This window comes from Acidithiobacillus sp. HP-11, assembly GCF_015100075.1.
GTDB classification, from domain to species: Bacteria; Pseudomonadota; Gammaproteobacteria; order Acidithiobacillales; family Acidithiobacillaceae; genus Acidithiobacillus; species Acidithiobacillus thiooxidans.
In genome coordinates, this window is record NZ_JACKYY010000017.1 from 14,604 (window position 1) to 40,187 (window position 25,584).

The window sequence follows — 25,584 nt, forward strand, 5'->3', positions numbered from 1 at the left end:
TGGCCAGTAGCCGAATAGTCCAAGAACGCTTTTCTCTATGCTATGTTAAAGTATTATCTGAATATGCGGACCACACAAAAAATTTGAGAGTGATTTATGAATAATGCCATTGATTCCAGTCTGACCGAAAACCGCCTTTTCGCAGTACCCGCAGATTTTGCTGCCCAGGCAAACCTGACCGCAAATGAGTTTGCAGAACTCCAGCAAAAAGCAGCACACGATCCTCAACAATTTTGGGCTGATCTGGCGCACCAGCATCTGGACTGGGACACGGAGTTCAAAACGGTACTGGACTCAAGTGACGCGCCGTTTTATCGCTGGTTCAGCGACGGCAAGCTCAATGTGACCCATAACTGCCTGGATCGTCATCTGCATGACGCACAGCGCCATAAGGCTGCTCTGATTTGGGAAGGCGAAGCCGGAGAAGTCCGCACCCTCACCTACGCGCAATTGCACCGGGAAGTCAGCATTTTTGCCAATGCGCTCATCCATCAGGGTGTCAAAAAAGGCGATCGGGTCGCCATTTACATGCCCATGGTCTCGGAGGCCGTTGTGGCCATGCTAGCCTGCGCCCGTCTTGGTGCCATTCATACGGTAGTATTTGGCGGTTTTTCTGCCGAGGCGCTTAAAGATCGCCTTGAAGATACGTCTGCTGTGATGCTCATTACTGCGGACGGAGCTTGGCGTGGCGGCAAAAAAGTGCCTCTCAAGCAGCACGCCGATCAGGCATTACTGCGTGAACACGAACATTCCGTGAAACGGGTCATTGTCCTGCGCCGAACCGGTGCGGATATCGACATGCAGGAAGGGCGCGACATCTGGTGGGAGGAAGCTGTTTCCGGACAAAGCGCCGTCTGCCCCGCCCTGCCCATGGCTGCAGAAGACCCGCTATTTATTCTCTATACCTCCGGCAGTACCGGCAAACCCAAGGGCGTGTTTCACAGCAGCGCCGGTTATTTGCTCTGGACGATGCTGACCACCCGCTGGGCTTTTGATCTGAAGCCTGAAGATGTGTACTGGTGCACGGCAGATGTCGGCTGGATTACCGGACACAGTTATGTGGTGTATGGCCCCCTCGCCAATGGCGCAACCATTTTCATGTACGAAGGCGCGCCCATGTATCCCCAGCCCGACCGTTTCTGGGAAATGATCGCCCGCCATGGAATCAGCGTACTATACACGGCGCCTACGGCTGTTCGGGCTTTCATGAAAATGGGCGATGAATGGCCGGCCAGACATGATTTGTCAAGCTTGCGCCTGCTGGGTACCGTCGGCGAACCGATGAACCCTGAAGCGTGGATGTGGTATTCCCAGCAAATTGGTGCGGGACGCTGCCCCATTGTCGATACCTGGTGGCAAACTGAAACCGGCGGCCATATGATCGCGCCACTTCCCGGCGTCACCGCCAACAAACCCGGCTCCTGCGCCCTCCCCTTACCCGGCATCAGTGCCCGGATTGTGGATGACCGGGGAGATCCGGTTGATGCTCCCGACGCTGGGGGTTATCTGGTAATTGATCAACCCTGGCCGGGCATGTTGCGTGGAGTCTGGGGGAATCCGGAGCGTTACATTGAAAGTTATTGGGCCAAATTCAATAACCGCTACTATGTAGCCGGTGACAGCGCCCGTAGGGATCAGGACGGCTATTTCTGGGTCATGGGACGCATCGACGATGTGCTCAATGTTTCCGGGCATCGCCTGGGCACGGCCGAAATAGAATCAGCCCTGGTCGCCCATCCGGCAGTGGCAGAAGCTGCTGTGGTAGGGATTCCCCATGAAATCAAGGGAGAAGCCGTTTGTGCTTTTGTTATACTGAAGCATCAACATCAAGGGGATGACCGGGATGAACTCGGTGCGGCATTACGGGTGCAGGTCACTGAACTGATTGGCGCCATTGCCCGGCCGGATGATATACGTTTTACCGACGCCCTGCCCAAGACCCGCTCGGGCAAAATAATGCGCCGCTTGTTACGCTCTATCGCACGGGGCGAGGATGTAACGCAGGACATCAGTACCCTGGAAGATGCCGGTACCCTGCAGCAACTGGGGGCTCAGGACAAACGCTGAGTTCTGCGTAAGCCTGAACACGGCGGGTGGCTTGGAAGCTTTTTGCTCCAACGTCCCTTGCCTGTTGTTCTAAGGCTCATCCTGCTGTCAGGAGAGAACTCGCCCTTTGGGCTCAAACAGCTCTCCTGACGGGCGCAGGATTTCACCAAGAACAACAACGGCGCGGGCCAAAGTCGCGGCAAAGCTTCCAAGCCACCCGCCGTGTTCAGAATAAATCAGTGCAGACGACGCGGGGTGAAGGTAAAATTGTCACCTTCAAGCATCACTTCAATGATTTCACCCGGACTGAAATCCCCGCGCAGTAAACGCTGGGCAAGCGGGTTTTCAATTTCCCGCTGAATGACCCGTTTCAGGGGACGTGCTCCATAAACCGGGTCATATCCCACTTCAGCAAGACGGTCCAATGCCCCCTCACTTAACAACAAATCCATATCCCGCTCTTTCAGGCGCGCCCGCAATGCGCCCATCTGGAGACTGGTGATTTCCCGCAGTTGCACGGCTGTCAGCGGATGGAAAATGACCATCTCATCAATACGATTCAGGAATTCCGGACGGAAATGATCCTGAACCACGTCCATGACGGCGACGCGCATAGCGTCATAATTACCACTGCGACTGAACTCCTGAATCCGGTCCGAACCGAGATTGGAAGTCATGACAATGACCGTATTCCGGAAGTCCACCGTGCGTCCCTGTCCGTCCGTCAAGCGACCATCATCGAGCACCTGCAAAAGGACATTGAACACATCGGCATGGGCTTTTTCCACTTCATCCAGCAGAACAACAGAGTAGGGTTTACGCCGCACCGCTTCGGTCAAATAGCCGCCTTCTTCATAGCCGACATATCCGGGCGGGGCACCAATCAAGCGCGCTACCGAGTGCTTCTCCATAAATTCACTCATATCAATGCGGACCAGTAGGTCTTCACTGTCGAACAGGAATTCTGCCAATGCCTTGGTCAATTCGGTTTTACCCACCCCAGTAGGCCCAAGAAATAAAAATGAGCCATTGGGTCGACGTGGATCAGAAAGTCCTGCACGAGAACGGCGAATGGCATTGGCAACTGCAGCCACTGCCTCGCTTTGTCCCACTACCCGCGCCTGCAGGCGTTCTTCCATTTTCAACAGCTTTTCTTTTTCGCCTTCGAGCATTTTCGAGACGGGAATACCTGTCCAGCGGGCCACGACCTCGGCGATTTCTTCTTCGCCGACTTCAGTGCGCAGCAGAGTCAGTTTTGTCTGCTTTGCGCCCTCGCCTTGAGTTTCAGCCGCTTTGATCTGGGCTTCGAGGGCCGGAATGACGCTGTATTGTAATTCTGCCATGCGTTCCAGATCATTGGCGCGACGCGCTGTATCCAGATCCACGCGTTTGCGGTCCAGTTCTTTCTGAATTTGCGAAGTGCCTTCGATGGTCAGTTTTTCACCTTTCCAGACTTCTTCCAGATCCTGATATTTTTTATCCAGATCCTTGATTTGCGACTGTAAAATATCCAGTCGCTTCAGGCTAGCTTCATCTTTTTCTTTTTCCAGCGCGACCCGTTCGATATTCAACTGGATGATTCGGCGTTCCAGTTCATCCAGTTCCTGAGGTTTGGAATCAATTTCCATTTTGATGCGCGATGCTGCTTCATCCATCAGGTCAATAGCTTTATCGGGCAGGTTTCGATCTGGAATATAGCGGTGCGATAACTGGGCAGCCGCCACCAACGCCGGATCAGTAATGCGCACCCCATGATGGGCCTCATAACGCTCCTTGAGGCCCCGCAAAATGGCAATACTGTCTTCGACACTGGGCTCATCCACCAGCACCCGCTGGAAGCGACGTTCCAGAGCCGCATCTTTTTCGATGTATTTGCGATATTCATCCAGGGTAGTGGCGCCAATACAGTGCAGTTCACCCCGCGCCAACGCCGGTTTGAGCATATTGCCCGCATCCATGGAACCTTCAGCCTTACCAGCCCCTACCAGAGTATGAATTTCATCAATGAAAAGAATGATTTTCCCTTCACTTTTTTCAAGATCTGTTAAAAGGGCCTTCAGACGTTCTTCAAATTCACCCCGAAACTTGGCGCCGGCAATCAAGGCTCCCAGATCCAGGCCCAAAAGGCGCTTGTCGCGCAGGGATTCCGGTACTTCGCCATTGACCATACGCAAAGCCAGACCCTCAACAATGGCCGTTTTGCCGACGCCCGGCTCACCAATCAACACCGGATTATTCTTGCTGCGTCGCAACAATACCTGAATGGTGCGGCGGATTTCATCGTCGCGCCCAATGACCGGATCCAGCTTGCCCTGTCTAGCTCTTTCGGTGTAATCAGTGGTGTATTTTTCCAGCGCCTGACGCTGTTCTTCAGCATTGGCATCGTTGATTTTTTCGCCACCATGAAGATCATGGACGGCCTGTTCAAGATCCTTGCTGGTGGCTCCTGCAGCTTTGAGCAAGCGTCCGGCCTCGCCCTTGTCTTCCAGCAGGGCGAGCAGAAAATGCTCGGTAGAAATGAAGCTGTCGCCGCGTTTCTGACTGATTTTATCGGCCAGATTGAACATATTGTTCAAGTCACGACTCACCTGTACTTCGCCGGGCTGACCATGTACTTTGGGCATGCCTTCCAATGCGCGATTCAGCTGATTGCGCAGGGCATCCACCTGCACACCAGCTTTGGCAAGTACCGGACGGGCAATTCCCCCCTCCTGATCCAGAAAAGCGATCAAAAAATGAATGGGTTCAATTTGTTGATGATCCTGAGCGAGAGCAAGGCTTTGGGCATCCTGAAAGGCCTGTTGAAATTTGGTGGTCAATTTATCGGTGCGCATGGTAAAGCTCCATGGAATAAACGTTGACCATCACATGGGATCAGCTGGTCTTTTTTTCAAGGGTAGGGGATCCCCGCAATCCTTTAATCAGAAAAACACTGGCCAGCAAGGCCACCAGACCGGCCCCGGCAAAAGTCAGCTGCCCACCCCATCGGGCCCAGGACCAGCCTGCGGCAAGGGCACCCAGGCCGCCGCCCAGTCCATAAACCATACTGGCATAAAGCGCCATGCCCCGGGCCCGCAAGGCTCCGGGAAAACGCTCAGATACCCAGTGTACAGCGGCCAGATGAAAAGCTGCATAACTGGCTGCATGCAGACTCTGGACAAGCACTATCCAGAGTAAGCCCGGCCACCAGGCAATTACTCCCCAGCGCAGCGCAGTCAGAAAAAAGGAGGCGGTAAAAACCAGTGGCACACCAAAGCGACGGATAAAACGATCCCCCCACCAGAAAAAGGCTACTTCGCAAAGCACGGCAAAACTCCAGAGCATGCCGACACTACTACTGCTAAGCCCATGCGCCTCGGCATAAATCGAATAAAATGCATAATATACGCCGTGACTGGCCTGTTCGAGCAGGCCCGCCAACAAAAAAAACCAGAGCCCGGCATCCCGCAAGACCGGACTCATGCGCGGACGCAGCTGATGTGACGGATGGGTCTGGATTCCGTAGGGCAAATGACGGCTTACCCACCAGGCAAGCACTAAAAACACGAGGATACCGGGTAAAAATGCGCGCATTCCCCAGTTGCTGATGAACACCCCCATTCCCAGGGACAGGGCAATAAAGCCTAATGAACCCCACAAGCGGATGCGACCATAAGCGGCCGAGCGACGCTGCGCCCAGTCCATCGTGGCCGCATCCACCAATGGCAACGTTGCGGCCCAGAAAAAAGAAAATGCCAGGGTGATAAGCAGAATGACCAGGAAATGACCGGCGCTGAATTCCAGTGCCAGAAACCCGGCAGCGGTGAGCAGAGTCCCCAGCATCACAATCCGGCGGCTCCCCCAGAAGTGGGATAACCACCCCCAGAGATTAGGCGCCAGAACTTTACTGAATTGCACGGCAGCAGTGAGGATGCCAATGGCCAGCGGCGTTTGGCCCTGCGCATGCAACCAGGGTCCCCAGTAGGGCATGAACGCACCCAAGGCGCAGAAATAAACAAAATAGAAGGCGGCCAGCCAGCCCCCTTCCCGTTCAATGCCCATTATTTATGCAGAAATAGGGGGAAGTGGAGACTGTACGTCTCCATTCTGGGCGCGCTGGCGCATCCAGTGATCCATCAAAGTCAAAGCCAGCATGGCTTCAACAATGGGTACCGCACGAATACCTACACAGGGGTCATGGCGACCGGTGGTTACCACTTCCTGTGGCAGACCATGAATATCAATACTTTGACGAGGGATACGGATACTGGAGGTAGGTTTGATGGCCACCGAAAGCGTCAGATTCTGACCGGAAGATATTCCGCCCAGCACTCCGCCTGCATGATTACTCAGAAAACCGTCCGGGGTCAGCGCATCGCCGTGCTGACTGCCGCGCTGCTCGACTACATCAAAACCATCCCCCATGGCCACGGCCTTCACCGCGTTAATGCTCATCATGGCCTTGGCAATATCAGCTTCCAGGCGATCAAAAACAGGTTCTCCCAGTCCTGTCGGCATACCTGTAACCCGGGCATCGACGCGGGCACCGATGGAATCACCTTCCTTGCGCAACGCATCCAGAAATTCTGCCATTTGTTCTGCAGCGCTGGCGTCGGGACAAAAAAAGTCATTTTTGGAAATTTCAGCAGCATCAAACGACTGGGCCTTCACAGTTCCCATCTGCGCCATCCAGGCAAGGATTTCCATGCCCAGTCGATCTTTGAGGAATTTACGCGCGACGGCACCCGCCGCGACGCGGGTTGCGGTTTCGCGAGCCGATGAGCGCCCCCCTCCCCGATAATCCCGTAATCCGTATTTTTGCAGATATGTATAATCTGCATGACCCGGGCGAAACAGATCCTTGATTTTGCTGTAATCCTGGGAGCGTTGGTCGGCATTGCGAATCAGCAGGCCGATGGGTGTTCCCGTGGTCACTCCTTCGAATACGCCCGAGAGGATTTCTACCTGATCTTTTTCCTGACGTTGAGTGGTATGGCGCGATTGCCCCGGACGGCGCCGATCCAGATCACCCTGGATATCTTCCGGTGCCAGGGGCATTCCCGGCGGGCAACCATCAATAATACAGCCAATGGCCGGTCCATGACTTTCGCCAAAGGTGCTCACCCGGAAACACTCCCCAAAACTGCTGCCAGCCATGAATTATTTTTCCATTTCGATCATGGCGTAAGCCGAATGGTTATGAATGGATTCAAAGTTTTCCGATGACACCGAAAACCAGCGCACTCGCGGATCTTCCTGCAGACGCAGAGCCACATCCCGAACCATGTCTTCGACGAATTTGGGATGATCATAAGCATATTCCGTCACATGCTTTTCATCGGGACGCTTCAGTAAACCATACAATTCACACGAAGCTTCAGCTTCAATTAAATCAATAAGATCCCGAACCCAGATAGTATCCTGACTGCGGACATGCACCCAAACATGGGCACGCTGGTTGTGCGCCCCGTATTCTGAAATGCTTTTTGAACAGGGACAGAGGCTGGTTACCGGCACCATGACTCCCAAGGTTAATTGATAGCCTTTCGGGGTAATTTCGCCAATCAATTCCACCTCGTAATCCAGCATGCTTTTGACACCGGAAACGGGTGCCGCTTTTTGCACGAAAAATGGCAGACGCATTTCGAGTCGTGCCGAATCCGCTTCGAGGCGTGTGCACATTTGCTCAACAATGCCCCGAAAAGCTTCGACACTGATCGGCGCTTCCTGGTTATTGAGTATTTCCATGAAACGCGACATGTGGGTACCCTTGAGATGAGCAGGCAGACTGACATACATGTTACACAAGGCAACACTGGGTTGGGCTGCTGCATCTCTGTCCGCAATCTGCAGAGGGTGCCTGACGGCACGAATACCTACCTGCTGAATAGGAATGGCACGGGGATCTACCCGACCCTGAACATCTTCAAGAATCTCTGTAGCGCAATTCCTCACGCGCACCTCACTTTGAATAGTGGACCAATTTAGTCAGATATTACGCGTGACCCGGCTTCCGGGCAAGAGAATCCAGCAAAGTACGACCTGCTGCTGTGATTCCAGAAGCATCCAGCCCCAGTTCAGCAAGCCACTGATTGGCATCTCCCTGCTCAATAAACTGATCGGGAAGCCCGAGAATGCGCATGGGAACAATTTGCCCCTGGTTCAACAGGTATTCCGCCACAGCAGAACCCGCGCCACCGGCAATCACTCCCTCCTCTACGGTGAGCAAAGCCTGATGGGTCTGGGTCAACTCCTGGAGCAACTCTTGATCTAATGGTTTGACGAAGCGCATGTTAATAACTGTGGCATCTAACGCTTCTCCAGCCTGCAAAGCTGCTGCAGCCCGTGTACCAAATGCCAATATGGCCAGTTTTTTTCCGGAGCGGATTACCTCAGCCTTGCCTAGTGCTACGGTCCGCTCCAGATTTTTATCCAGTTCCAGCCCTACGCCAGTCCCACGCGGATAGCGAACCAACGCCGGACCGGGATAAGCAAACCCGGTATTGAGCATGTCGCGCAGTTCCTGCTCATCCTTGGGTGCCATGACCACCAGATTGGGAATGCAGCGTGCATAGGCCATATCAAAGGCACCCTGATGGGTAGCCCCATCGGCGCCCACCAAACCGGCCCGATCAATGGCAAACAATACGGGCAGATTCTGAATGGCGACATCATGCAACAATTGATCATAGGCGCGCTGCAAAAAGGTCGAATAAATGGCCACGACCGGATGGATGCCATCACAAGCCATGCCTGCAGCAAAAGTCACGGCATGCTGTTCGGCTATGCCTACATCATAGTAACGTTCCGGATAAAGCTGCTCAAAACGCACCAGGCCCGAACCTTCGCGCATGGCAGGAGTAATGGCGACTAGACTGGATTCTGCAGCCCCTTTGTCACAGAGCCAATCGCCAAAAACTTTGGTGTAGCTGGGCGGGCCACCCGCCTTTTTGGCCATTTGCCCGTCACTCTGATTGAAAGGGGTGACACCATGATAGCCGCAGGGATCCTCTTCGGCTGGTCCGTAGCCTTTGCCTTTTTTGGTCATCACATGCAAAAGACGTGGCCCTTCAATTTTTTTAAGATTTTCCAGGGTAGGAATGAGGGCGTCCAGATCATGACCGTCTATAGGTCCAAAATAATTGAAGCCCATTTCCTCAAAAAGAGTTCCCGGAGTAACCAACCCCTTGACACCTTCCTCAGCTTTTTTGGCCAGCTCGCGCAGCGGTGGCAACAGACTTAGTGCCTGCCCGGCACCATCACGCACGGTATTGTACAAACGCCCGGAAAGGATACGGGTGAGATACTGGGAAACCGCACCGACGTTGGGAGAAATGGACATTTCATTATCATTCAGGACCACCAGCAGGTTGGCGTCCAGTACACCCCCATTATTGAGGGCTTCATAAGCCATTCCGGCGGTCATAGCACCATCGCCGATAATAGCAACCACTTCGCGATCATTTTTTTTCAGTTTCGCGGCTACCGCCATGCCCAGTCCGGCGCTGATTGAGGTACTGGAATGACCAGCCCCAAAACTGTCGTAAGGGCTTTCATCACGTTTGAGAAACCCGGAAAGCCCGTCTTTCATGCGCAGTTGGCCAAAGCGGGGTCCCCGCCCAGTCAGAATTTTATGCGGATAGGCTTGATGGCCTACGTCCCAGACCAAGCGATCATCGGGTGTGTTGAAAACCGTATGCAAGGCAACCGCCAGTTCCACTGTACCCAGACAGGAAGACAAATGCCCGCCGGTCTGACTCACGGTTTCCAGGAGAAATTGGCGCAACGTCTTGGCGACACCCTTTAACTCAGTGCGAGACATTCTCCGCAATTCTTCGGGCATGGGAATGCCCTTCAACAAGTCCGTCATTTATTCCGCTCTACAATAAGGCGCGCCAGTGCGCGCAGATGATCCGCCTCATGCTGCCAGGACTGCAAGGCAGCAAGAGCCTCTTCCAGAAGCCGTTGGGCGTAATTCTGGGCTTCTTTCAAGCCCAGCAAGGTGATAAAACTGGGTTTGTTACGACTACGATCTGCGCCTTGCTGGGCTTTGCCGGTTTGTTGCAGATCACCGATTTCATCCAGAATGTCGTCCTGAACCTGAAAGGCCAGCCCAACCCGATCCGCATATTGTAGCAGCATGCCGCCCTGCTCCGAATTTTCTTCAACGCCTGCGGCACAAAGAGCCAGTTGAATAGCGCAACGAATCAGCATTCCGGTTTTATGCAGATGCATTTGCTCAAGAGCTGGCAAAGCCAGCTCATGGCCAACCGCCGCAAGATCAATGGCCTGACCGCCAACCATACCCCGAGAACCGGCTGCCAGGGCCAATGCCGCCAGCATGCGAACTTGCCATTGAGGATCAACGCCCCAATCCGGCTCGGACAGGGCGACAAAAGCCTGGGCCTGCAAACCATCACCCACCAAAATGGCCGTGGCTTCATCATAAGCTTTGTGGCAGGTCGGTAACCCCCGCCGCAAATCATCATTGTCCATGGCCGGGAGATCATCATGGACCAGCGAATAGGCATGAATCATTTCCAGGGCGGCAGCAGGGCGATCGAGTTTTTCCGGGGCAAGGTCCAGACACAGTCCGGTAGCATATACCAGAAGCGGCCGTATGCGCTTGCCGCCACCCAAGGTGCTGTAACGCATAGCGCCGTGCAGACGGGCTGGTAAAATATGTTCGTCGGGCAGCAAGCTTTGTAAAACAGCTTCTATGCGTCGCACAGCATGCTGACGAAATAACGCAAAATTCTGAGTGGTCTCCAGGGCTTCCAGGGTCATTGATTATTCATCCTGAGTCATTGGGGTGGCGTTCTCTCCCAGCAGTATTTCCACGGTCTGGCGCGCCTGCAGTAGTTGTGATTCAGCACGTTTGGCAAGATCCATACCCTGCTTGAACAGAGCTACCGAATCTTCAAGGCCCAGCTGACCACCTTCCAGACGGCGAACCGTAGCTTCGAGGGCATCAAGGGTGCTGGCGAAATCTGCGGGCGTGTCTGCAGAAGAGGGTTCGTTATTCATGTCTTTTTCCATGTTTGCCAATTAAACACTAGGCCCCATCCTCGGGGCAAGCGCAAAAATTTAATTTCATACTGGACGGTCGGTTAATTGGACACTAATATTTCGTCTGGTTTTCCATTCCGAAAGGCTCTTCTCTCCATGTCCATACAAAAGACAGCGCAGATAAACACCCTGTCAAAGCAGGAAGGCACCCGCTTTGACGTGCTTGGTGCCATCAGCGTGTCACATTTCCTCAATGATAGCATTCAATCGTTGATGTTGGCGGTATACCCATTATTCAAAAGCAATTTCGACTTGAGTTTTGCCCAGATCGGGTTGATTACCCTGGCTTACCAGCTGACGGCCTCCATTATTCAACCACTGGTCGGGCGTTATACAGATGGACATCCTCTGCCTTTTTCGTTGCCTATTGGAATGGTATCCACCTTTGCGGGTTTATTGTTACTCTCCATTGCACCCAATTATCTGATACTCCTGCTTGCAGCCGCACTGGTGGGTCTGGGTTCGTCGGTGTTTCACCCGGAATCCTCGCGGGTGGCGCGAATGGCTTCGGGTGGTCGTCATGGCCTCGCCCAGTCCATTTTTCAGGTGGGGGGTAATGTTGGCACCGCCGTTGGTCCGCTGTTAGCGGCATTTATTGTCATGCCCAATGGCCAGCACAGCTTGTCCTGGTTTTCCCTGGCCGCCCTGTTGGCCATTGTGATTCTGACTTTTGTGGGGCGTTGGTACCAACATCAGCATCGCCATCCGAAAAAGCACAGTACCGAAGTGCGCGAAGCGCTGCTTCCGGCAAAACTGGTCAAACGCAGCATTATCATTCTGGTTGCTCTGATGTTTTCCAAATTTCTTTACCTGACCAGTATCAGCAGCTATCTGATTTTTTATCTGATGCAGCGTTTTCACATTGCCACCCAGGAAGCCCAGTTGCATTTATTTATTTTTCTGGCGGCGGTTGCCGCTGGAACCTTGATGGGTGGACCCATTGGTGACCGCATTGGTCGCAAGAAGGTCATCTGGGTTTCCCTTTTGGGAATCGCGCCTTTTACCCTGGCCCTGCCCTACGTCGGCCTCACCATGAGTGCACTATTAACAGTGGTCATTGGTTTTCTGCTGGCTTCGGCCTTTCCGGCCATGGTGGTTTACGCCCAGGAGCTGGTTCCCGGTAAGGTTGGTACCATTTCAGGATTGTTTTTTGGCCTGGCTTTCGGTCTGGGTGGGGTGGGTGCTGCGGTTCTGGGTGAGCTCGCGGATGTCTGGGGTATCCAGGTGGTTTACCAGATTTGTGCGTTCCTGCCGCTGCTGGGCTTGCTTGCAGCATTGCTTCCGCATATTCCAGCACCGCACAAAAGCGCGCATTAACCGGCTTTACTCGTGGCGGTTGATAGGACAAGCTAAGCACTGCCGCCCGCCTTGCGCGGGCATATTTCATGAGCGGCACTGCCGCGAGGTTAGGACGATTGGCCTTCGCTGAACAAAAGTTTTACTTTTTGATTCCTGATGAAAAACCCCATTGGAGTGAAAGTCTGGCTCCGTGGTTGGTGGTTTCAGCAGTCTTGGTGGCCCTCGCCCTGTTTTTACTGATTCATGTCCAGAAGCCCAAAATGCAGGCATTGCACAACCAGACTGAAGTCAATAAAACTTTTCATATTATGCCGTTACCCAATAAGGCCGTGACACCCAGTCCGGTAAAACCGCAGGTAATACCTCATCCCCGGCCAGTGGTGAAACCACACCCGGTGAAGCCGCAGCTGCGACCAGTACCAGTACCCCGACCGGTGCCACGCCCCGTACCACACCCGGTATTTCATCCTCGTGCGCTGCCGCAAAAACCGCAACCTGCTGTTTCTCAGGCGCCATCCACCCTGCAAAGCATCCAGCCCTCAGGTCCACCCCATATCAATTTGGGAAGGCTGCAGGAACAAATGGACCAAGCCGCGCGTGAAGCTACCGCCAGCCCGCCTTTACCCAAATTCGAGAACCCCAAAGGACCGGTAGCCGATTTTTACATCGCCGGCTGGATTCAGAAGCTGGAACGCATTGGCGATCTCAATTATCCCGGCTCTATGGTGGGTCAGCTGAAAGTCAAAGTGGTGCTCAACCCCCAGGGCGGACTGGAGCGCATCATCATGGTCGATCCTTCCGGCAACAAGGAACTGGATGCAGCGGCTGAGCGCATTATTCGACTTTCATTTCCCTATATGCCTTTTTCCAAGCAACTGGCAGCCCAAACCCGGAAAATTGAAATTCCGCTGAATATGCATTTCATGGGTGTGCGCCGGGTCAATGCCTGGTGATTTACTGATAAGGAGAATTCTTTGAAAAAACGTAAAGTGGGTCCACTGTTGTTCGCGCTGTTTCTGGTGCTCTGGGCAGCTGCCATGATTGCGCTTGTAGTCATTGGTTTTACCAAAATTCAGCCGAAGGGTATTGGTAGCGCAGCTTCTGCTCCCAACGCCTCATCTGCACTCAAGGACGGTCATCATGGATAGCATGCGTATGGCGAAAATACTCGGTTGGGCAGGAATTATTCCCCTTATTCTTGCCAATCTGGGATTCTGGAAAGGTTACGGTGTGGTGGCTTTGACTTTGGGTAATATGTACGCCGCTATTATTCTCGGTTTTCTTGGTGCCATTCACTGGGGCCTGGCCATGAACCGTGAACACAGCGATGACGCACCCATGTTGATGATGTGGAGTGTTATTCCGGCATTATGGGGGTTTTTTGCTTTATGGTGGTCAGCACCCGTAGCGCTGGCCCTGCTGATTCTGGGCTTTATCGCACAGTGGTTCGCCGATTATCGTATAAACAAGCGCTTGAACTTGCCAAATTGGTTTTTGCCGTTGCGCAGCGGCTTGACTGCGGCAGTTATTAGCCTGCTGGGATTACTGCTACTGCAGTTATACGCCGGTTTTTAGGCCGGCGTGAACGTCTCAATGACTGGTATTTTCGCCCTGTTGACTGGCGATTTCCTCACGGACTTTATCCATATCAAGTGCGAGTGCCTGCTGGATAACTTCTTCCAGGGCGCTGGCAGGTAGCGAACCAGCCTGGGAAAAAATACCAATCTGCTGACGAAAAATGGTCAATGTGGGAATGGAACGAATCTGGAAGGAAGCACCCAGTTCCTGTTCCACATCCGTGTTTACCTTGCCAAAAACAATATCCGGGTATTTTTCGGCTGCAGCCTCAAAAGTTGGGGCAAAAGCCTTGCAAGGCGCACACCAAGGGGCCCAGAAATCGACAATAACCATGTCATTTCCGGTAACTATTTGTTCAAAGTTTTCCTGGGTAAGTTCCACTACAGCCATGCTATGTCCTCTCGTAAACAGGATTGCGCAGAATCGCGCGCGGCAGACGGGACCATCCCGAATGACAGTAAAGTGTTATATGCTGACCTTAAAGCGCAGGGCAGATGGGGTCAAGGGATGAGGTCAAGACATGCGTATTTCTGAAGAATCTATGCCGGTACTGTCAGTCAGTGCACTGAACAGTACGGCCCGGGAAATTATTGAAGGCAATTTTCCGCTGTTACGCGTCGAGGGTGAAATTTCCAATTTCAGTGCGCCGGGCTCTGGCCATTGGTATTTTTCTCTCAAGGACAGTCGCGCCCAGGTACGTTGCGCTATGTTTCGGCAACGAAATTTATATAGCCGGGTGCAACCACGAAACGGCTTGCAAATTCAGGTGCTGGCACAACCTACGCTCTATGAGGGTCGGGGTGAATTTCAGCTGATTATTGAGCAATTGCAAGAATCCGGCGAAGGTGACTTGCAGGCGCGTTTTCTGGCATTAAAAGAAAAACTCGCAGCCGAAGGGCTTTTTGAAGCACATCTGAAGCGTCCACTGCCCACATGGCCTCAACGTGTGGCCGTGATCACTTCGGCAACCGGTGCAGCCCTGCACGATATCCGGGCAACCCTGGCCAGACGCTGGCCCTTACTCAGCGTACTGGTTTATCCGGTACTGGTTCAGGGGGATCAGGCTGCCGGCCAGATTGTCGAAGCCTTGGGGCGCGCCAATGCGCGCAGCACCGAAGATGTGCTGATTCTTGCCCGTGGTGGTGGCAGCACGGAAGATCTCTGGTGTTTCAATGAAGAAATGGTGGCCCGTGCCATTCGCGCCTCGCGCATTCCGGTAGTCACCGGAATTGGTCACGAAATTGATTTTACCATTGCGGACTTTGCCAGTGATCTGCGCGCGGCCACTCCCACCGCCGCTGCCGAAGCAGTCAGCCCTGATCGGAACGAGTGGTTGCCCAAAGTACAGGCGCAACATTATCAACTTGAAAAGCTCATGCTCAGAAAGCTGCAGGATGAATCCCAGCGCCTCGATTTTTTGCAAATACGCCTGCGCCATCCTGGAGAAGGTTTGGATGCGGCCCAGCGACGCCTGCAACTCGCTCGTGAGAACTTGACTCGAGCCATGGCCTTGCAACTGTCATCCCAGGCGCAGCAACTAGCCTATCTCCAGGAGCGACGGGCGCGTCAGGATCCAGGACAACGCCTGCAAATTCTGGAAAAGCAACTGCGCCAAAGCCAGAAAAATCTGGGAACAGTCATGCTGAATATTTTGCAGCGTGCGGACCTGCGCCAGCAACAATCTACGTCTGCACTGCGCTTGCTGGATCCTCTGGCAGTATTGCAAAGAGGCTTTGCGGTAATACGGGATACATCCGGAAGAGTTATTTTCGAAAGTCAGAGCACCCATCCCGGTGAACAACTGGTAGCTACCCTGGCGAAGGGCAGTATCAGTTGCGAAGTCACGAAATGTGAATATGAAAATCTATGAGTTTTCACGTGATTTTTACGGCAGCCGAATGAGCCTTCTAACTGCCGACGTTAGGACAAAGAAATAGTCTCTTCTTTTACGGCCTCATCCAGCAGTTCTTGAGGAACTCCGCGCTTTCGCAGTGCTGAAAGTAGTCGAGCCGTAGCCCCGAAGCTGAAATGTGCTTCATCTTTCCGCAGTCCCTCACTGACATAGGCTTTAAGTAAGGGTTGATAGCCGCTAAACCCTTTCTGTGGAGCTATTTCCTTGAGAGACTCCACCACATCTACCGGAATCCGCAGAGTTACCGTAGTCATGGGACGGTCTTTGTTTAACCGAGTTTTGATGCGCTCAGGAATACTCATAACTTTGCCTCTCTTCATTCGTTAATTTACGGGCTGAAATAATACGGATAAATTCATTCTCTGTTTCAATGTGGACCACAAACAGACCATGCCCTGACATGCTCCAACCTATGGCTGCATCACGTGTTTCATGATGGCTACTGGCATCCACCAGACGAAACAAAGGGTCGAAAAATACAGTTGCCGCCTCTTCGAAGGTTACTCCGTCATGCTTTCTGGAGTTGATGACGGCCTTCCTGTCGTCCCAGACAAAAGATAACCCAAGCAATTCGTATTTAACGTCCATGCCATGGATTTTATGGCGACGATTTACTTTGTCAATACACTTTCCCGGATTCTGAGGGCTGGTTTCACTTGGATACCGTATGCGAGCTATCGACAAAAGCTAGGCTGACGCTTTACTCTTCCCACTCGCTGCCGCTGACCCAGTGGTGAATTTATTCTGAACAGGGTGGATCCCTGCAATTCCGAGGAGTCTTCATGACCAATCCACAAGTCGTACTGCACAGCAACAAGGGCGATATTGTCATCGAACTGGATGCCGAAAAGGCCCCCAACACGGTCGAAAACTTTTTGAGCTATGTTGATGAAGGTTTTTTTGATGAAACCATTTTTCATCGGGTCATTCCCGGTTTCATGGTTCAGGGCGGCGGTTTTACGGCAGATATGCAGCAGAAAAAAACCCATGCGCCCATCCAAAATGAGGCGGAAAACGGTCTGAAAAATCTGCGCGGAACCTTGGCCATGGCCCGCACCAATGATCCCCATTCAGCCACTGCCCAGTTTTTCATCAATCTGACTGATAATGATTTCCTGAACTTCAAAGCCGCTTCTGGCACAGGTTGGGGTTACGCGGTCTTTGGAAAAGTCGTCAGCGGCATGGAAGTAGTGGACGAAATCGCCAAAGTGCCTACCGGCAATAAAGGCATGCACCAGGATGTGCCCAAAGATACCGTCACCATTGAAAAGGGCGAGCGTATCGCTACGGCCTGACATGCCCTATCTGGATGTGGATTTTGAAGACGGACCGATCTGGTTCATTTCTGATCTGCACCTGAGCCCCCGGCAGCCTGCCCTGACCCGGCTTTTTCAGCAGTTTTGCGAAACCCGGGCTAAAGAAGGGCGGGCTGTTTTTATTCTCGGGGACCTGTTTGATTACTGGATCCATCCCGATCAATCCCGGGAAAGCGCCTACGCCGAAGTGTTTGCGCACCTGCAGCAATTGGTTGCAGCAGGTATTCGGGTCTATGTGATGGTTGGCAACCGGGATTTTGCCTTGAGCAAAAACTTGCTCGCGTCCTTTGGCCTTATTCCTATTCCCGACCCGATGGCCTTGCGCCTGGGTACCCAGAATATCCTGCTCACCCATGGTGATCTGCTCTGTACTGATGACCGCCGCTATCAGCTTTTCCGGCGGGTGATTCGCCATCCCCTGATTCGCCTCAGCGTCGGTAATCTCCCCTACTCCTGCTTGCAAAAATTGGCGACCGGTCTGCGGCGCGGAAGCACCCGCGCCGTCCAGAAAAAATCCCTGAATATTACCGACGCTCATCCTCTGGCGATCCACACGGCACTGCGGTACGGAATTGCGAATCAGCACCTGGAGCAGGGTTTTGATGTGCTCGTACATGGGCATACGCATCGTCCCGTCTGGGAACACCGGGACGGCGGCTGGCGAATGGTGCTGGGTGCCTGGAGCCCGGATGCAGCCTGCATTGGACGTTGGGCGGCTGGTCAGTGGTCGCTGGAAAAAATAACGCGCATCCCTTAGGCTTCAGTAACACTGGATGAGAGCAGAAATGCCATGGAAAAACGCGGACTCAGTACTGAAGAAGCGGTTTTACTGCAGCAGCAGTTTGGTCTCAATCAATTACCTGCTCCAAGCCCAACGCCCTGGTGGCGAAGACTTCTACAACAATTTAACAACTCTCTGATTTTCATACTCAGCATTGCCGCTATTTTTTCAGCAGCCCTTGGTCACTGGGTGGATAGTGGCATCATCGTCGCTGTGATTCTGATCAATACTATGCTGGGCTTTATTCAGGAAAACCGCGCAGAGCAGGCTGTTGCTGCCCTGCAGTCGTACCTGATGGAATATTCGCTGGTACTACGCGATGGTCATTGGCAAAAATTGCCCTCTGAAAATTTGCTGCCTGGCGATTGGGTACGGATTGAAAACGGAGAGAGAATAGCGGCAGACATGCATATTCGTGAAGCACATCAGCTTCAGGTCGATGAATCCTTGCTGACAGGCGAATCGGTTCCTGTGGATAAACAGCCGATCAACGACAATGAACTAGGTGTGTTGCATGCCGGAACCATGATCTCGCGGGGTTCCGGTGTGGGTGAAGTCTTTGCAATTGGTGGCGCAACGTCCATCGGTCATATTCAGAAGTTGCTGGCGCAAACCAAGGCTGGTAAATCGCCATTACTGATAGGCATCAATCAGTTATCCCGATGGCTGGGGCTGGGCGTATTCCTCCTGGCTATTATCGCTTCCCTTATCGCCTGGACGCATGGTGACAGTCTCGAATTTGCAATCCTTGCGGCCATCAGTCTGGCTGTGGCTATTATTCCGGAAGGTCTTCCCGCAGTGATCAGCATCAGTCTGGCCCTCGGTGTCCAGCGTATGGCGCAAAGGGGCTCCATCATCCGCCAATTATCCGCAGTAGAAACTCTCGGAGCCGTGACGGTCATTTGTACGGATAAAACCGGCACTCTGACCGAAAACCGCATGGCCGTAGAGGACTTGCGCCTGACCCAGAATGATCCTGAGAGCTTGCGCAGGGCGCTGGAAAACATGCTGCTCTGTAATGACGCAGAAATATCTGACGTCGGACAGGGTAGCGGCGACCCGTTGGAACAGGCGCTTATACGCTATGCACACGGCGAGGATGGCGCATTAATCCATTATCAAAAACGCAATCCCCGCCTGGATACACGTCCTTTTGACCATGAAAGCCCTTACATGGCGACCTTGCATGCTGATCGCATCGCCATCAAGGGTGCACCGGAATTCGTGTTGCAGCACTGCTTTCAAGAGTTGGATCAGACGGTCGGTTTCTGGGAGGGGGTTATTTCGGAGATGGCGAATCTGGGCCTGCGTACTATTGCTCTTGCCGAAGCGGATATATCTCGCTGGTCTTCTCTGGATCAGGGGGACTGGCGCTGGTTGGGCGTCGTTGCTCTGCTCGATCCACCGCGACAGGCAGTACCGGCGGCAATTGCAGCCTGTCGGGGAGCCGGTATCCGGGTGATTATGGTTACTGGTGATCATCCCCGCACCGCAGCGACTATTGCCCGCCAGATAGGTCTTGTGGATGCTGGTTCTGTTCGGGTAGTTGATCATGGGCAATGGTTGGCCGCTTCGCCTGCAGAACGTCAACAATTGGCGCGTGAGGTGAATGTATTTGCCAGGGTACAGCCCACTGACAAGCTGGAGCTGGTAAAAACGTTGCAAGACGAAGGGGAAATCGTCGCGATGACGGGAGATGGCGTTAATGATGCTCCGGCATTGCGTCGTGCCCAGATTGGGGTGGCCATGGGGCTTTCAGGTAGTACCGTTGCTCGCGAAGCCGCCGCCATGATTCTTGCCGATGATGATTTTGCGCATATTGCCTGCGCTGTGGCAGAAGGCCGTCATATTTATAACAACATCCAGCATACCGCACTGTTCATGCTGCCCACCAATTTTGCCCAGGGCATGGTGATTTTTCTGGCGGTTATTTTCAGAATGATTTTACCCATTACGCCCTTGCAAATTTTGTGGATCAATACGGTGACTGCCATTACTTTGGCGCTTGTTTTTGCTTTCATGGGCGCTGATAAGGCCTTGATGCAGCAATTGCCAAGACCCATTGCTCAGCCCCTGCTTCCTGGAACTCTCTGGATCCGCATTACGTTAATGACCCTTTTTTTGGTGATGATGGTATTTGCGATTTTTAAAACAGGCATTGCTTTTTATGATGTTGTGCATGCCCGCACATTGGCCGTGAATGGATTAATGGCCATGGAAGGGGCTGTACTTCTGGCGATATATGGATCCTGGCGGAATGATCGAGGTGACTGGATATTGATTATCAGCCTCGTAGTCATGATCCTGCTCCAGGCTCTATTTTCGCAGTTAACATTTTTGCAGCTTGTTTTTCAGACAACATCCATGTCGTTAAACGATATCGGTATTATTTTTCTCACAGCCCTGCTGGCCTGGCTGGCAGCACGCTTGATCATGCACCCACTGCAAATTTTCACTTTGAAAAGCTGAAATCTTCATCCTTGTCCGGATCATGCTAGACTAGGTCCAGTTTCTGGAGAATTCAGGAGATATTGATGAAAATAGAAAAAATACATGGCCAGGCCAAACGGCCAAAACCGCGTCTGGGTGTTCACCCTACCCGTATCGAGAAAGACCGGACGGTTTACAACCGCAAAGTCAAACACCGTGGCAATAATGGTCATCAGGGAGAGGGGCATACCGTGACGATGCGTCATCGTCAGCGTATGCCCCTTTCTGCTTCCACGCTATCGAATAATGGCTGCATCACTTAAACCTCAGCCCGTAGAATCTGGCTGGCTGCTGCGTTGGTGGCGGGATTCTCTGATTCTGCTGCGTGCTTCGCCCCGGTCTTTTGCGCTGCTTTATCTGGTACTATTGCTACTGAATATCGCTTGGCAGCCGCTTATACTGAGCATTCCCATCTCCTGCATTGTCATGGCGATTATATTTGCCGTCGCCATGGCGATTCATCAGGGTAGCACGCAATTGACCGACGTTGGCCGCAGCATTCGCGACGTACCCTGGTGGCCCCTCTTACGGCTCATCCTGGAAATTGCCCTGCTAGTTGCGGCACTGCTGATGCTGATGCTGATATTCCGGCATTATTTGCAGGGTATATTCAGTCAGGATCATATTTCCTCAGCGGCGACTTTGCACAATCTGAAATCTGCCGACTGGCAAAAGCTACCGGACTGGTTACGTTCGCTCATCACCAATGCCCTTGGTACCGCACAGACCATGCTGGGTAATGCATTTTTGCTGCTGTCTGTTGGCGTCATTGTCACTGGTATCACCCAGAGAGGCTATCTGGCCCTGCTGGCAGGATTCCAGGCTGTGCTGGCCAATGTTCGGGTCTGGCTGGCTTTCTTGCTGGCCAGCCTGCTGCTACAGGGGGTCATCACCATCATTTCGGCACGCTTGCATACTTATGCTGCGGCACTGCTGGTATCCCTGGTAGGGGTGGCCTTATTGATACTGGTTGGGCTGTACGGCTGGTGTTTTGTGCGCGAGACTTTCGGTCTGCCCGGCGCTCAGGTAGCCAAACAGGCAACAGCCCTGGCCCGGAAAAGTGCGGCGGCGCATGCCTGAAAATTTTCTGCTGATCCTATAAAAATCATCCTCATGATGTTTCTGAACTTTGCCGATATGGGCCTTGGACTAGCCGCAGGACTTGCAGGCTTTGTCGATGCCGTTGTGGGTGGAGGTGGACTGATCCTGCTGCCCGCTCTTTTTGCAAGCTTTCCGCAAGCTGCACCGGCAACACTGCTCGGTACCAACAAGGCGGGCGCCATCTGGGGTACTGGGGCCGCCTTCTTGTCTTATGTCCGGCGCGTGCGCATCCCCTGGAAAACCGTTCTCCCGACTGCGCTGGCGTCTTTGACGGGGTCATTGATCGGGGCGGATATGGTCACTCGTATCAATGGCGACGATTTTCGCCGTGCCCTGCCCTTTGTGCTTGCTGGTGTATTGATATACACCCTCATGAACCGACAATTGGGTCAGGTGCATCAACCCCGCTTTTCCCAAAAGACCGCCACCTTTCTGGGCATAGCTGGTGGATTGCTCATCGGCTTTTATGACGGCTTTCTGGGTCCTGGAACCGGTAATTTTCTGGTTTTTGTATTTATTCTCGTATTTGGTTTTGATTTTTTACATGCCAGCGCCAGTGCCAAAATGGTCAATTTCTCGTCAAATTTTGCGGCACTGGTTCTGTTTGCCAGCAAAAATCATGTGCTCTGGCATCTCGCCCTGTTTCTGGCTATGTGCAACATGCTGGGCAGTCTCATGGGTACCCGCATGGCAATGACGCATGGAACTACTTTTGTACGCCGCCTGTTCATTGTTGTCGTGCTGCTCCTGATTGCGAGAACGGCCTGGGAGGCCTTTGGCGGATAGTAGATCCATTTAGCCTCCCTCCTTGCTCATCCCCGTTTCTGCGCATCGTTCTGATGAAGACGAACCACCGCTCCCGCCTTACCAATGGCACTCAGCACAGACTGCAAGGCGGCTTCGGTGGTGTCTTCACCAAAAGATACTGCTGAAGCGGTTCCAGCGGATTCCACACTGACCCGGGCGCAGGCCATGGCGCGGGCACCAGTCCCGGCTCCCAGGGCGTGCTGATCAAATTGCTCCACTTCGGCGTAAATCCCAGCACCCTGAATCAAGGCATCTACCAGCGCCCCTACGGCCCCACTCCCCTTCCCTTGCAAAATGCGGGGATGCGCCTCTGTGCCCATGACCACCGAGGCAATGACCTTTTCACCTTCACGCTGCAAGCGGTAGCGTTGCATCTGCCAGTCGCCATTGCGCTTCACAAAATGACTTTCAAACAAGGCATATATTTGCTTCGCCGTGATCTCGCCGGATTGCTCTTCAGTCGCTTTCTGGACAACGGCACTGAATTCCTGAGCCAACCAGCGCGGCAGGGAAATACCATAATCCCTTTCCAATACATGGCTGACTCCGCCTTTGCCGGATTGACTGTTGATGCGCACCACCGCTTCATAGTTGCGGCCCAAATCGGCAGGGTCGATGGGCAGATAAGGCACCTCCCAAACAGCCGCATCCTGTCCCTGGCGGTGATTGATGCCCTTGCGAATGGCATCCTGATGGCTGCCGGAAAATGCGGTATACACCAGTTCACCAAACCACGGATGGCGGGGAGAAACCGCCATTCCCGTGCAACGGGTGTAAATTTCGCTGATGGCCTCCCCCATGGACAGGTCCAGCTTCGGATCAAGCCCTTGAGAATACAAATTCATGGCCATGGTAAGAATGTCCATATTCCCGGTACGTTCACCATTCCCGAAGAGGGTTCCCTCAACCCGGTCAGCACCCGCCAACACCGCCAATTCTGCGGCAGCCACCGCACAACCCCGATCATTGTGGGTATGCACACTGATTTTAACGTGCTCCCGTCCACGCAAATGGTCGCAAAACCATTCAATCTGATCTGCAAACACGTTGGGCATGGCGGATTCTACTGTAGCCGGCAAATTCAAAATAACCGGCTGACCCTCTTCAGGATGCCAGACGGACATCACGGCTTCGCAGATTTCAACGGCATAGTCCAATTCCGTATTGCTGAAACTTTCGGGGGAATACTGAAATGTCCACCGGGTCTCCGGGAAACGGGCCGCTCCGGCTTTTACCCACTTGGCACCGCGCACGGCAATAGCCTTGACGCCCTCTTTATCCAGACCAAACACCTGTTCACGCTGCGCCGGACTGGTCGAGTTGTATACATGCACAATGGCGCGCTGCACACCTTGCAGGGCCGCATAACTCCGCTCAACCAGATTTTCTCGGGCCTGGGTCAAAACCTGGATGGTCACATCCTCAGGAATCCGTTTTTCCTCAATGATTTTGCGGACAAAGTCAAAGTCGGGCTGCGAGGCGGCGGGAAAACCCACTTCGATTTCCTTGAACCCCATCCGCACCAGCAAATCGAACATTTCCATTTTCTGGGCCACACTCATGGGCGACACGAGGGCCTGATTGCCATCGCGCAAATCCACGCTGGTCCAGGTGGGTGCATGATGCATGCGCCGGTTGGGCCAGCGCCGATCCGGCTTGTGAACCGCCGGGAAAGCCCGATAACGACGATGATTAAAGCTGTTCATGATGATTCTCCTGCCTGCTCAAGACGATGGGAGAACTATACGCGGCATTATCCGGCAGGTGCTTGCGAATTTTGACTTTACTGCGGCTGTTCACGCATTATTATTGCTACAATAGTCTTTTTTTAGATTGGATATTGCGCCATGAAAAATGGAGAACCCAAAATGCCCCTGGACCGGTATGATCGCCGCATCCTTGAAGCCTTACAAAAGGATTCCAGCCTGAGCAATCAGCGCCTCGCTGAAAAAATTGGCCTCTCCCCTTCCCCCTGCCTGCGTCGGGTGCAGGCACTGGAAGAAGCAGGCATCATTCGCAAACAGGTGGCCTTGTTACAGCCGGAAAAAATCGGGCTGGAACTCATGGTGCTGATGCACATCAGCATGGACCGCCATACCCCCGAACGCTTTGAGCATTTTGAAGCAGAGATTAAAAAATCCGACGAAGTTCTGGAATGTCATCTGATCACTGGGCACGATGCCGATTATCAGTTGAAAGTGGTCCTGCGCGACATGGCCCACTTTCAGGATTTCTTACTGAATCGCCTGACCAGAATCGAAGGCGTGACGGGCGTACATTCCAGCTTTGTGTTGCGGAAAATGATCGATAAAACCGAATTTCCGGTTTATTGAGAAGCAGGCAACTTCATCCACGCCGCCGTTTCGGGCAGATAATGCGCGAGTCCCTCCAATACGCCGGCGCTGTAGTTCCCGTTCATGCCCAGAAATCCTCCATGGGCCATATAAAGGGTGTCCGCCAGATCCGACGCTGCAGCCATACGTATGGCCTCTTTCTGGACCTCCTGATGGGCGTTGGCTACCAGCACGGAGTGAATATGGCTGCCTAACACCTCCAGATCGTTACCCGAATCACCGGCAAAAACCGTGCGCTCCTGGGGATACGCGCACTGTTGACCGAGAAATTCTATAGCATGGAGCTTGCTGGCGCTGCTGGGCAGAATATCCAGCAAACCCGTATCGGTCATTTCATCGAAAGACAAGACCAATCGCGCATTAACCCCGATGCCCCAAAGGCGGCGGAGCAGTTCGGCCTCGAGGATGTCGCGATTAATACCCATATCCACCTGGTAACTGACCTTGAATATTCCCTGCTGTTCAGCTGGCTGCAAGGTGATGGCGGAAATATCGGCAAGCTCCGTAGTAATGTCGTGATGCGTCATTCCTCCCCAGTCAGGGCCAATTTCTGCAGACCAATGATCCCAATGACGCCAATGTCCTTCTTCGCGGGTGTAAATGCTTGTACCGACATCACCGATGATAAAGTTGGGAACAGGTAGTTGCCATTGCTCAATGGCTGCGGTAACCAGTTGCAGATGGCGGCCGCTAACCAACGCCAGGTGTACAGCAGGATGGGCGCAAAGCTCCCGAAACAAAGGACGGGCCTGTGCGGATTCAGGCTGACTGCCGTTTGGTATCAGGGTTCGATCCAGATCACAGCAGATTAATATTGTCGGAATGTTTTCCTCTGTTGCGTTCATCATGCTT

At 53.1% G+C, this 25,584-nt stretch carries 25 protein-coding genes; 13 read left to right on the plus strand and 12 right to left on the minus strand.

The genetic code is table 11. The features are described 5' to 3' along the window. Window positions 1-96 precede the first annotated feature (96 nt). A complete protein-coding gene (gene acs, locus H7F08_RS06870) occupies window positions 97-2,067 on the plus strand; it encodes an acetate--CoA ligase (RefSeq protein ID WP_193640188.1) in 1,971 nt (656 codons plus the stop codon). A gap of 215 nt (window positions 2,068-2,282) precedes the next feature. Here acs and clpB read toward each other — a convergent pair whose 3' ends face one another. From clpB to xseB, 7 genes are read right to left on the minus strand one after another with little or no spacing between them, the layout of a single operon-like run. Next, window positions 2,283-4,880 carry an ATP-dependent chaperone ClpB gene (gene clpB, locus H7F08_RS06875; protein WP_193640189.1) on the minus strand — a complete coding sequence of 866 codons (2,598 nt, stop codon included), beginning with the start codon at window positions 4,878-4,880 and terminating at the stop codon, window positions 2,283-2,285. A gap of 40 nt (window positions 4,881-4,920) precedes the next feature. Further along, a complete protein-coding gene (locus H7F08_RS06880; protein WP_193640190.1) occupies window positions 4,921-6,087 on the minus strand; it encodes an MFS transporter in 1,167 nt (388 codons plus the stop codon). A gap of 3 nt (window positions 6,088-6,090) precedes the next feature. Beyond that, complete coding sequence (aroC, locus tag H7F08_RS06885) at window positions 6,091-7,182, minus strand: chorismate synthase (RefSeq protein WP_193640191.1); 1,092 nt, start codon at window positions 7,180-7,182, stop codon at window positions 6,091-6,093. A 3-nt stretch (window positions 7,183-7,185) separates the two neighbouring features. Then, window positions 7,186-7,980, minus strand: a complete 795-nt coding sequence (gene folE2 / locus H7F08_RS06890) for a GTP cyclohydrolase FolE2 (RefSeq protein ID WP_193640192.1) — start codon at window positions 7,978-7,980, stop codon at window positions 7,186-7,188. 40 nt (window positions 7,981-8,020) lie between these two features. Further along, a complete protein-coding gene (gene dxs, locus H7F08_RS06895; RefSeq protein ID WP_193640193.1) occupies window positions 8,021-9,895 on the minus strand; it encodes a 1-deoxy-D-xylulose-5-phosphate synthase in 1,875 nt (624 codons plus the stop codon). Further along, window positions 9,892-10,812, minus strand: coding sequence for a polyprenyl synthetase family protein (locus H7F08_RS06900; RefSeq protein ID WP_010639049.1), 921 nt, complete (start codon window positions 10,810-10,812; stop codon window positions 9,892-9,894). The genes dxs and H7F08_RS06900 overlap by 4 nt, the downstream gene beginning before the upstream one ends. A gap of 3 nt (window positions 10,813-10,815) precedes the next feature. Continuing rightward, window positions 10,816-11,052 carry an exodeoxyribonuclease VII small subunit gene (xseB, locus tag H7F08_RS06905; protein ID WP_024893757.1) on the minus strand — a complete coding sequence of 79 codons (237 nt, stop codon included), beginning with the start codon at window positions 11,050-11,052 and terminating at the stop codon, window positions 10,816-10,818. 138 nt (window positions 11,053-11,190) lie between these two features. Here xseB and H7F08_RS06910 point away from each other — a divergent pair, with 138 nt between their 5' ends. The 4 genes from H7F08_RS06910 (at window position 11,191) to H7F08_RS06925 (ending at window position 13,968) form a co-directional block, all read left to right on the plus strand. Further along, a complete protein-coding gene (locus H7F08_RS06910; protein ID WP_193640194.1) occupies window positions 11,191-12,411 on the plus strand; it encodes an MFS transporter in 1,221 nt (406 codons plus the stop codon). Window positions 12,412-12,479: 68 nt separating this feature from the next. Further along, window positions 12,480-13,346: an energy transducer TonB gene (locus H7F08_RS06915; protein ID WP_226831391.1), complete on the plus strand. Its 867-nt coding sequence runs from the start codon at window positions 12,480-12,482 to the stop codon at window positions 13,344-13,346. A 21-nt stretch (window positions 13,347-13,367) separates the two neighbouring features. After that, complete coding sequence (locus H7F08_RS06920) at window positions 13,368-13,541, plus strand: hypothetical protein (RefSeq protein WP_193640195.1); 174 nt, start codon at window positions 13,368-13,370, stop codon at window positions 13,539-13,541. After that, window positions 13,534-13,968 carry a DUF3429 domain-containing protein gene (locus tag H7F08_RS06925; protein ID WP_010639058.1) on the plus strand — a complete coding sequence of 145 codons (435 nt, stop codon included), beginning with the start codon at window positions 13,534-13,536 and terminating at the stop codon, window positions 13,966-13,968. Before H7F08_RS06920 ends, H7F08_RS06925 begins: the two co-directional genes overlap by 8 nt. 15 nt (window positions 13,969-13,983) lie before the next feature. Here H7F08_RS06925 and trxA read toward each other — a convergent pair whose 3' ends face one another. After that, the gene (trxA, locus tag H7F08_RS06930) at window positions 13,984-14,361 is read right to left on the minus strand and encodes a thioredoxin (protein WP_010639060.1); all 378 of its coding nucleotides are present in this window, start codon (window positions 14,359-14,361) and stop codon (window positions 13,984-13,986) included. A 130-nt stretch (window positions 14,362-14,491) separates the two neighbouring features. On the opposite strand from trxA, the gene xseA reads away from it, so the two are divergent. After that, entirely contained in the window at window positions 14,492-15,841 is a 1,350-nt protein-coding gene (gene xseA / locus H7F08_RS06935; protein ID WP_010639061.1) for an exodeoxyribonuclease VII large subunit, read from the plus strand. Between the two features lie 50 nt (window positions 15,842-15,891). Here xseA and H7F08_RS06940 read toward each other — a convergent pair whose 3' ends face one another. Further along, window positions 15,892-16,137 carry a BrnA antitoxin family protein gene (locus H7F08_RS06940; protein ID WP_215866458.1) on the minus strand — a complete coding sequence of 82 codons (246 nt, stop codon included), beginning with the start codon at window positions 16,135-16,137 and terminating at the stop codon, window positions 15,892-15,894. Between the two features lie 34 nt (window positions 16,138-16,171). Then, window positions 16,172-16,471: a BrnT family toxin gene (locus H7F08_RS06945; RefSeq protein WP_193640196.1), complete on the minus strand. Its 300-nt coding sequence runs from the start codon at window positions 16,469-16,471 to the stop codon at window positions 16,172-16,174. Between the two features lie 194 nt (window positions 16,472-16,665). On the opposite strand from H7F08_RS06945, the gene H7F08_RS06950 reads away from it, so the two are divergent. The 6 genes from H7F08_RS06950 (at window position 16,666) to H7F08_RS06975 (ending at window position 22,357) form a co-directional block, all read left to right on the plus strand. Then, window positions 16,666-17,178 carry a peptidylprolyl isomerase gene (locus H7F08_RS06950; protein WP_024893752.1) on the plus strand — a complete coding sequence of 171 codons (513 nt, stop codon included), beginning with the start codon at window positions 16,666-16,668 and terminating at the stop codon, window positions 17,176-17,178. Window position 17,179: 1 nt separating this feature from the next. Further along, a complete protein-coding gene (locus H7F08_RS06955; RefSeq protein WP_193640197.1) occupies window positions 17,180-17,956 on the plus strand; it encodes a UDP-2,3-diacylglucosamine diphosphatase in 777 nt (258 codons plus the stop codon). A 33-nt stretch (window positions 17,957-17,989) separates the two neighbouring features. After that, window positions 17,990-20,449 carry a cation-translocating P-type ATPase gene (locus H7F08_RS06960; RefSeq protein ID WP_193640198.1) on the plus strand — a complete coding sequence of 820 codons (2,460 nt, stop codon included), beginning with the start codon at window positions 17,990-17,992 and terminating at the stop codon, window positions 20,447-20,449. Window positions 20,450-20,514: 65 nt separating this feature from the next. After that, the gene (locus H7F08_RS06965) at window positions 20,515-20,733 is read left to right on the plus strand and encodes a hypothetical protein (RefSeq protein WP_193640199.1); all 219 of its coding nucleotides are present in this window, start codon (window positions 20,515-20,517) and stop codon (window positions 20,731-20,733) included. Continuing rightward, window positions 20,717-21,550, plus strand: a complete 834-nt coding sequence (locus H7F08_RS06970; protein ID WP_193640200.1) for a hypothetical protein — start codon at window positions 20,717-20,719, stop codon at window positions 21,548-21,550. The genes H7F08_RS06965 and H7F08_RS06970 overlap by 17 nt, the downstream gene beginning before the upstream one ends. 33 nt (window positions 21,551-21,583) lie before the next feature. Further along, window positions 21,584-22,357 carry a sulfite exporter TauE/SafE family protein gene (locus tag H7F08_RS06975; protein ID WP_193640201.1) on the plus strand — a complete coding sequence of 258 codons (774 nt, stop codon included), beginning with the start codon at window positions 21,584-21,586 and terminating at the stop codon, window positions 22,355-22,357. A gap of 26 nt (window positions 22,358-22,383) precedes the next feature. On the opposite strand, the gene H7F08_RS06980 is transcribed toward H7F08_RS06975, so the two are convergent. Continuing rightward, a complete protein-coding gene (locus H7F08_RS06980) occupies window positions 22,384-24,084 on the minus strand; it encodes a 2-isopropylmalate synthase (protein WP_193640202.1) in 1,701 nt (566 codons plus the stop codon). Window positions 24,085-24,225: 141 nt separating this feature from the next. Between H7F08_RS06980 and H7F08_RS06985 the strand changes: the two genes are divergently transcribed. Next, on the plus strand, window positions 24,226-24,711 hold the full coding sequence (locus tag H7F08_RS06985; protein ID WP_010639082.1) for an Lrp/AsnC family transcriptional regulator: 486 nt from the start codon (window positions 24,226-24,228) through the stop codon (window positions 24,709-24,711). On the opposite strand, the gene H7F08_RS06990 is transcribed toward H7F08_RS06985, so the two are convergent. Further along, complete coding sequence (locus H7F08_RS06990; RefSeq protein WP_010639084.1) at window positions 24,705-25,580, minus strand: HAD-IIB family hydrolase; 876 nt, start codon at window positions 25,578-25,580, stop codon at window positions 24,705-24,707. The two genes, H7F08_RS06985 and H7F08_RS06990, sit on opposite strands and share 7 nt — an antisense overlap. Window positions 25,581-25,584: the final 4 nt, after the last annotated feature.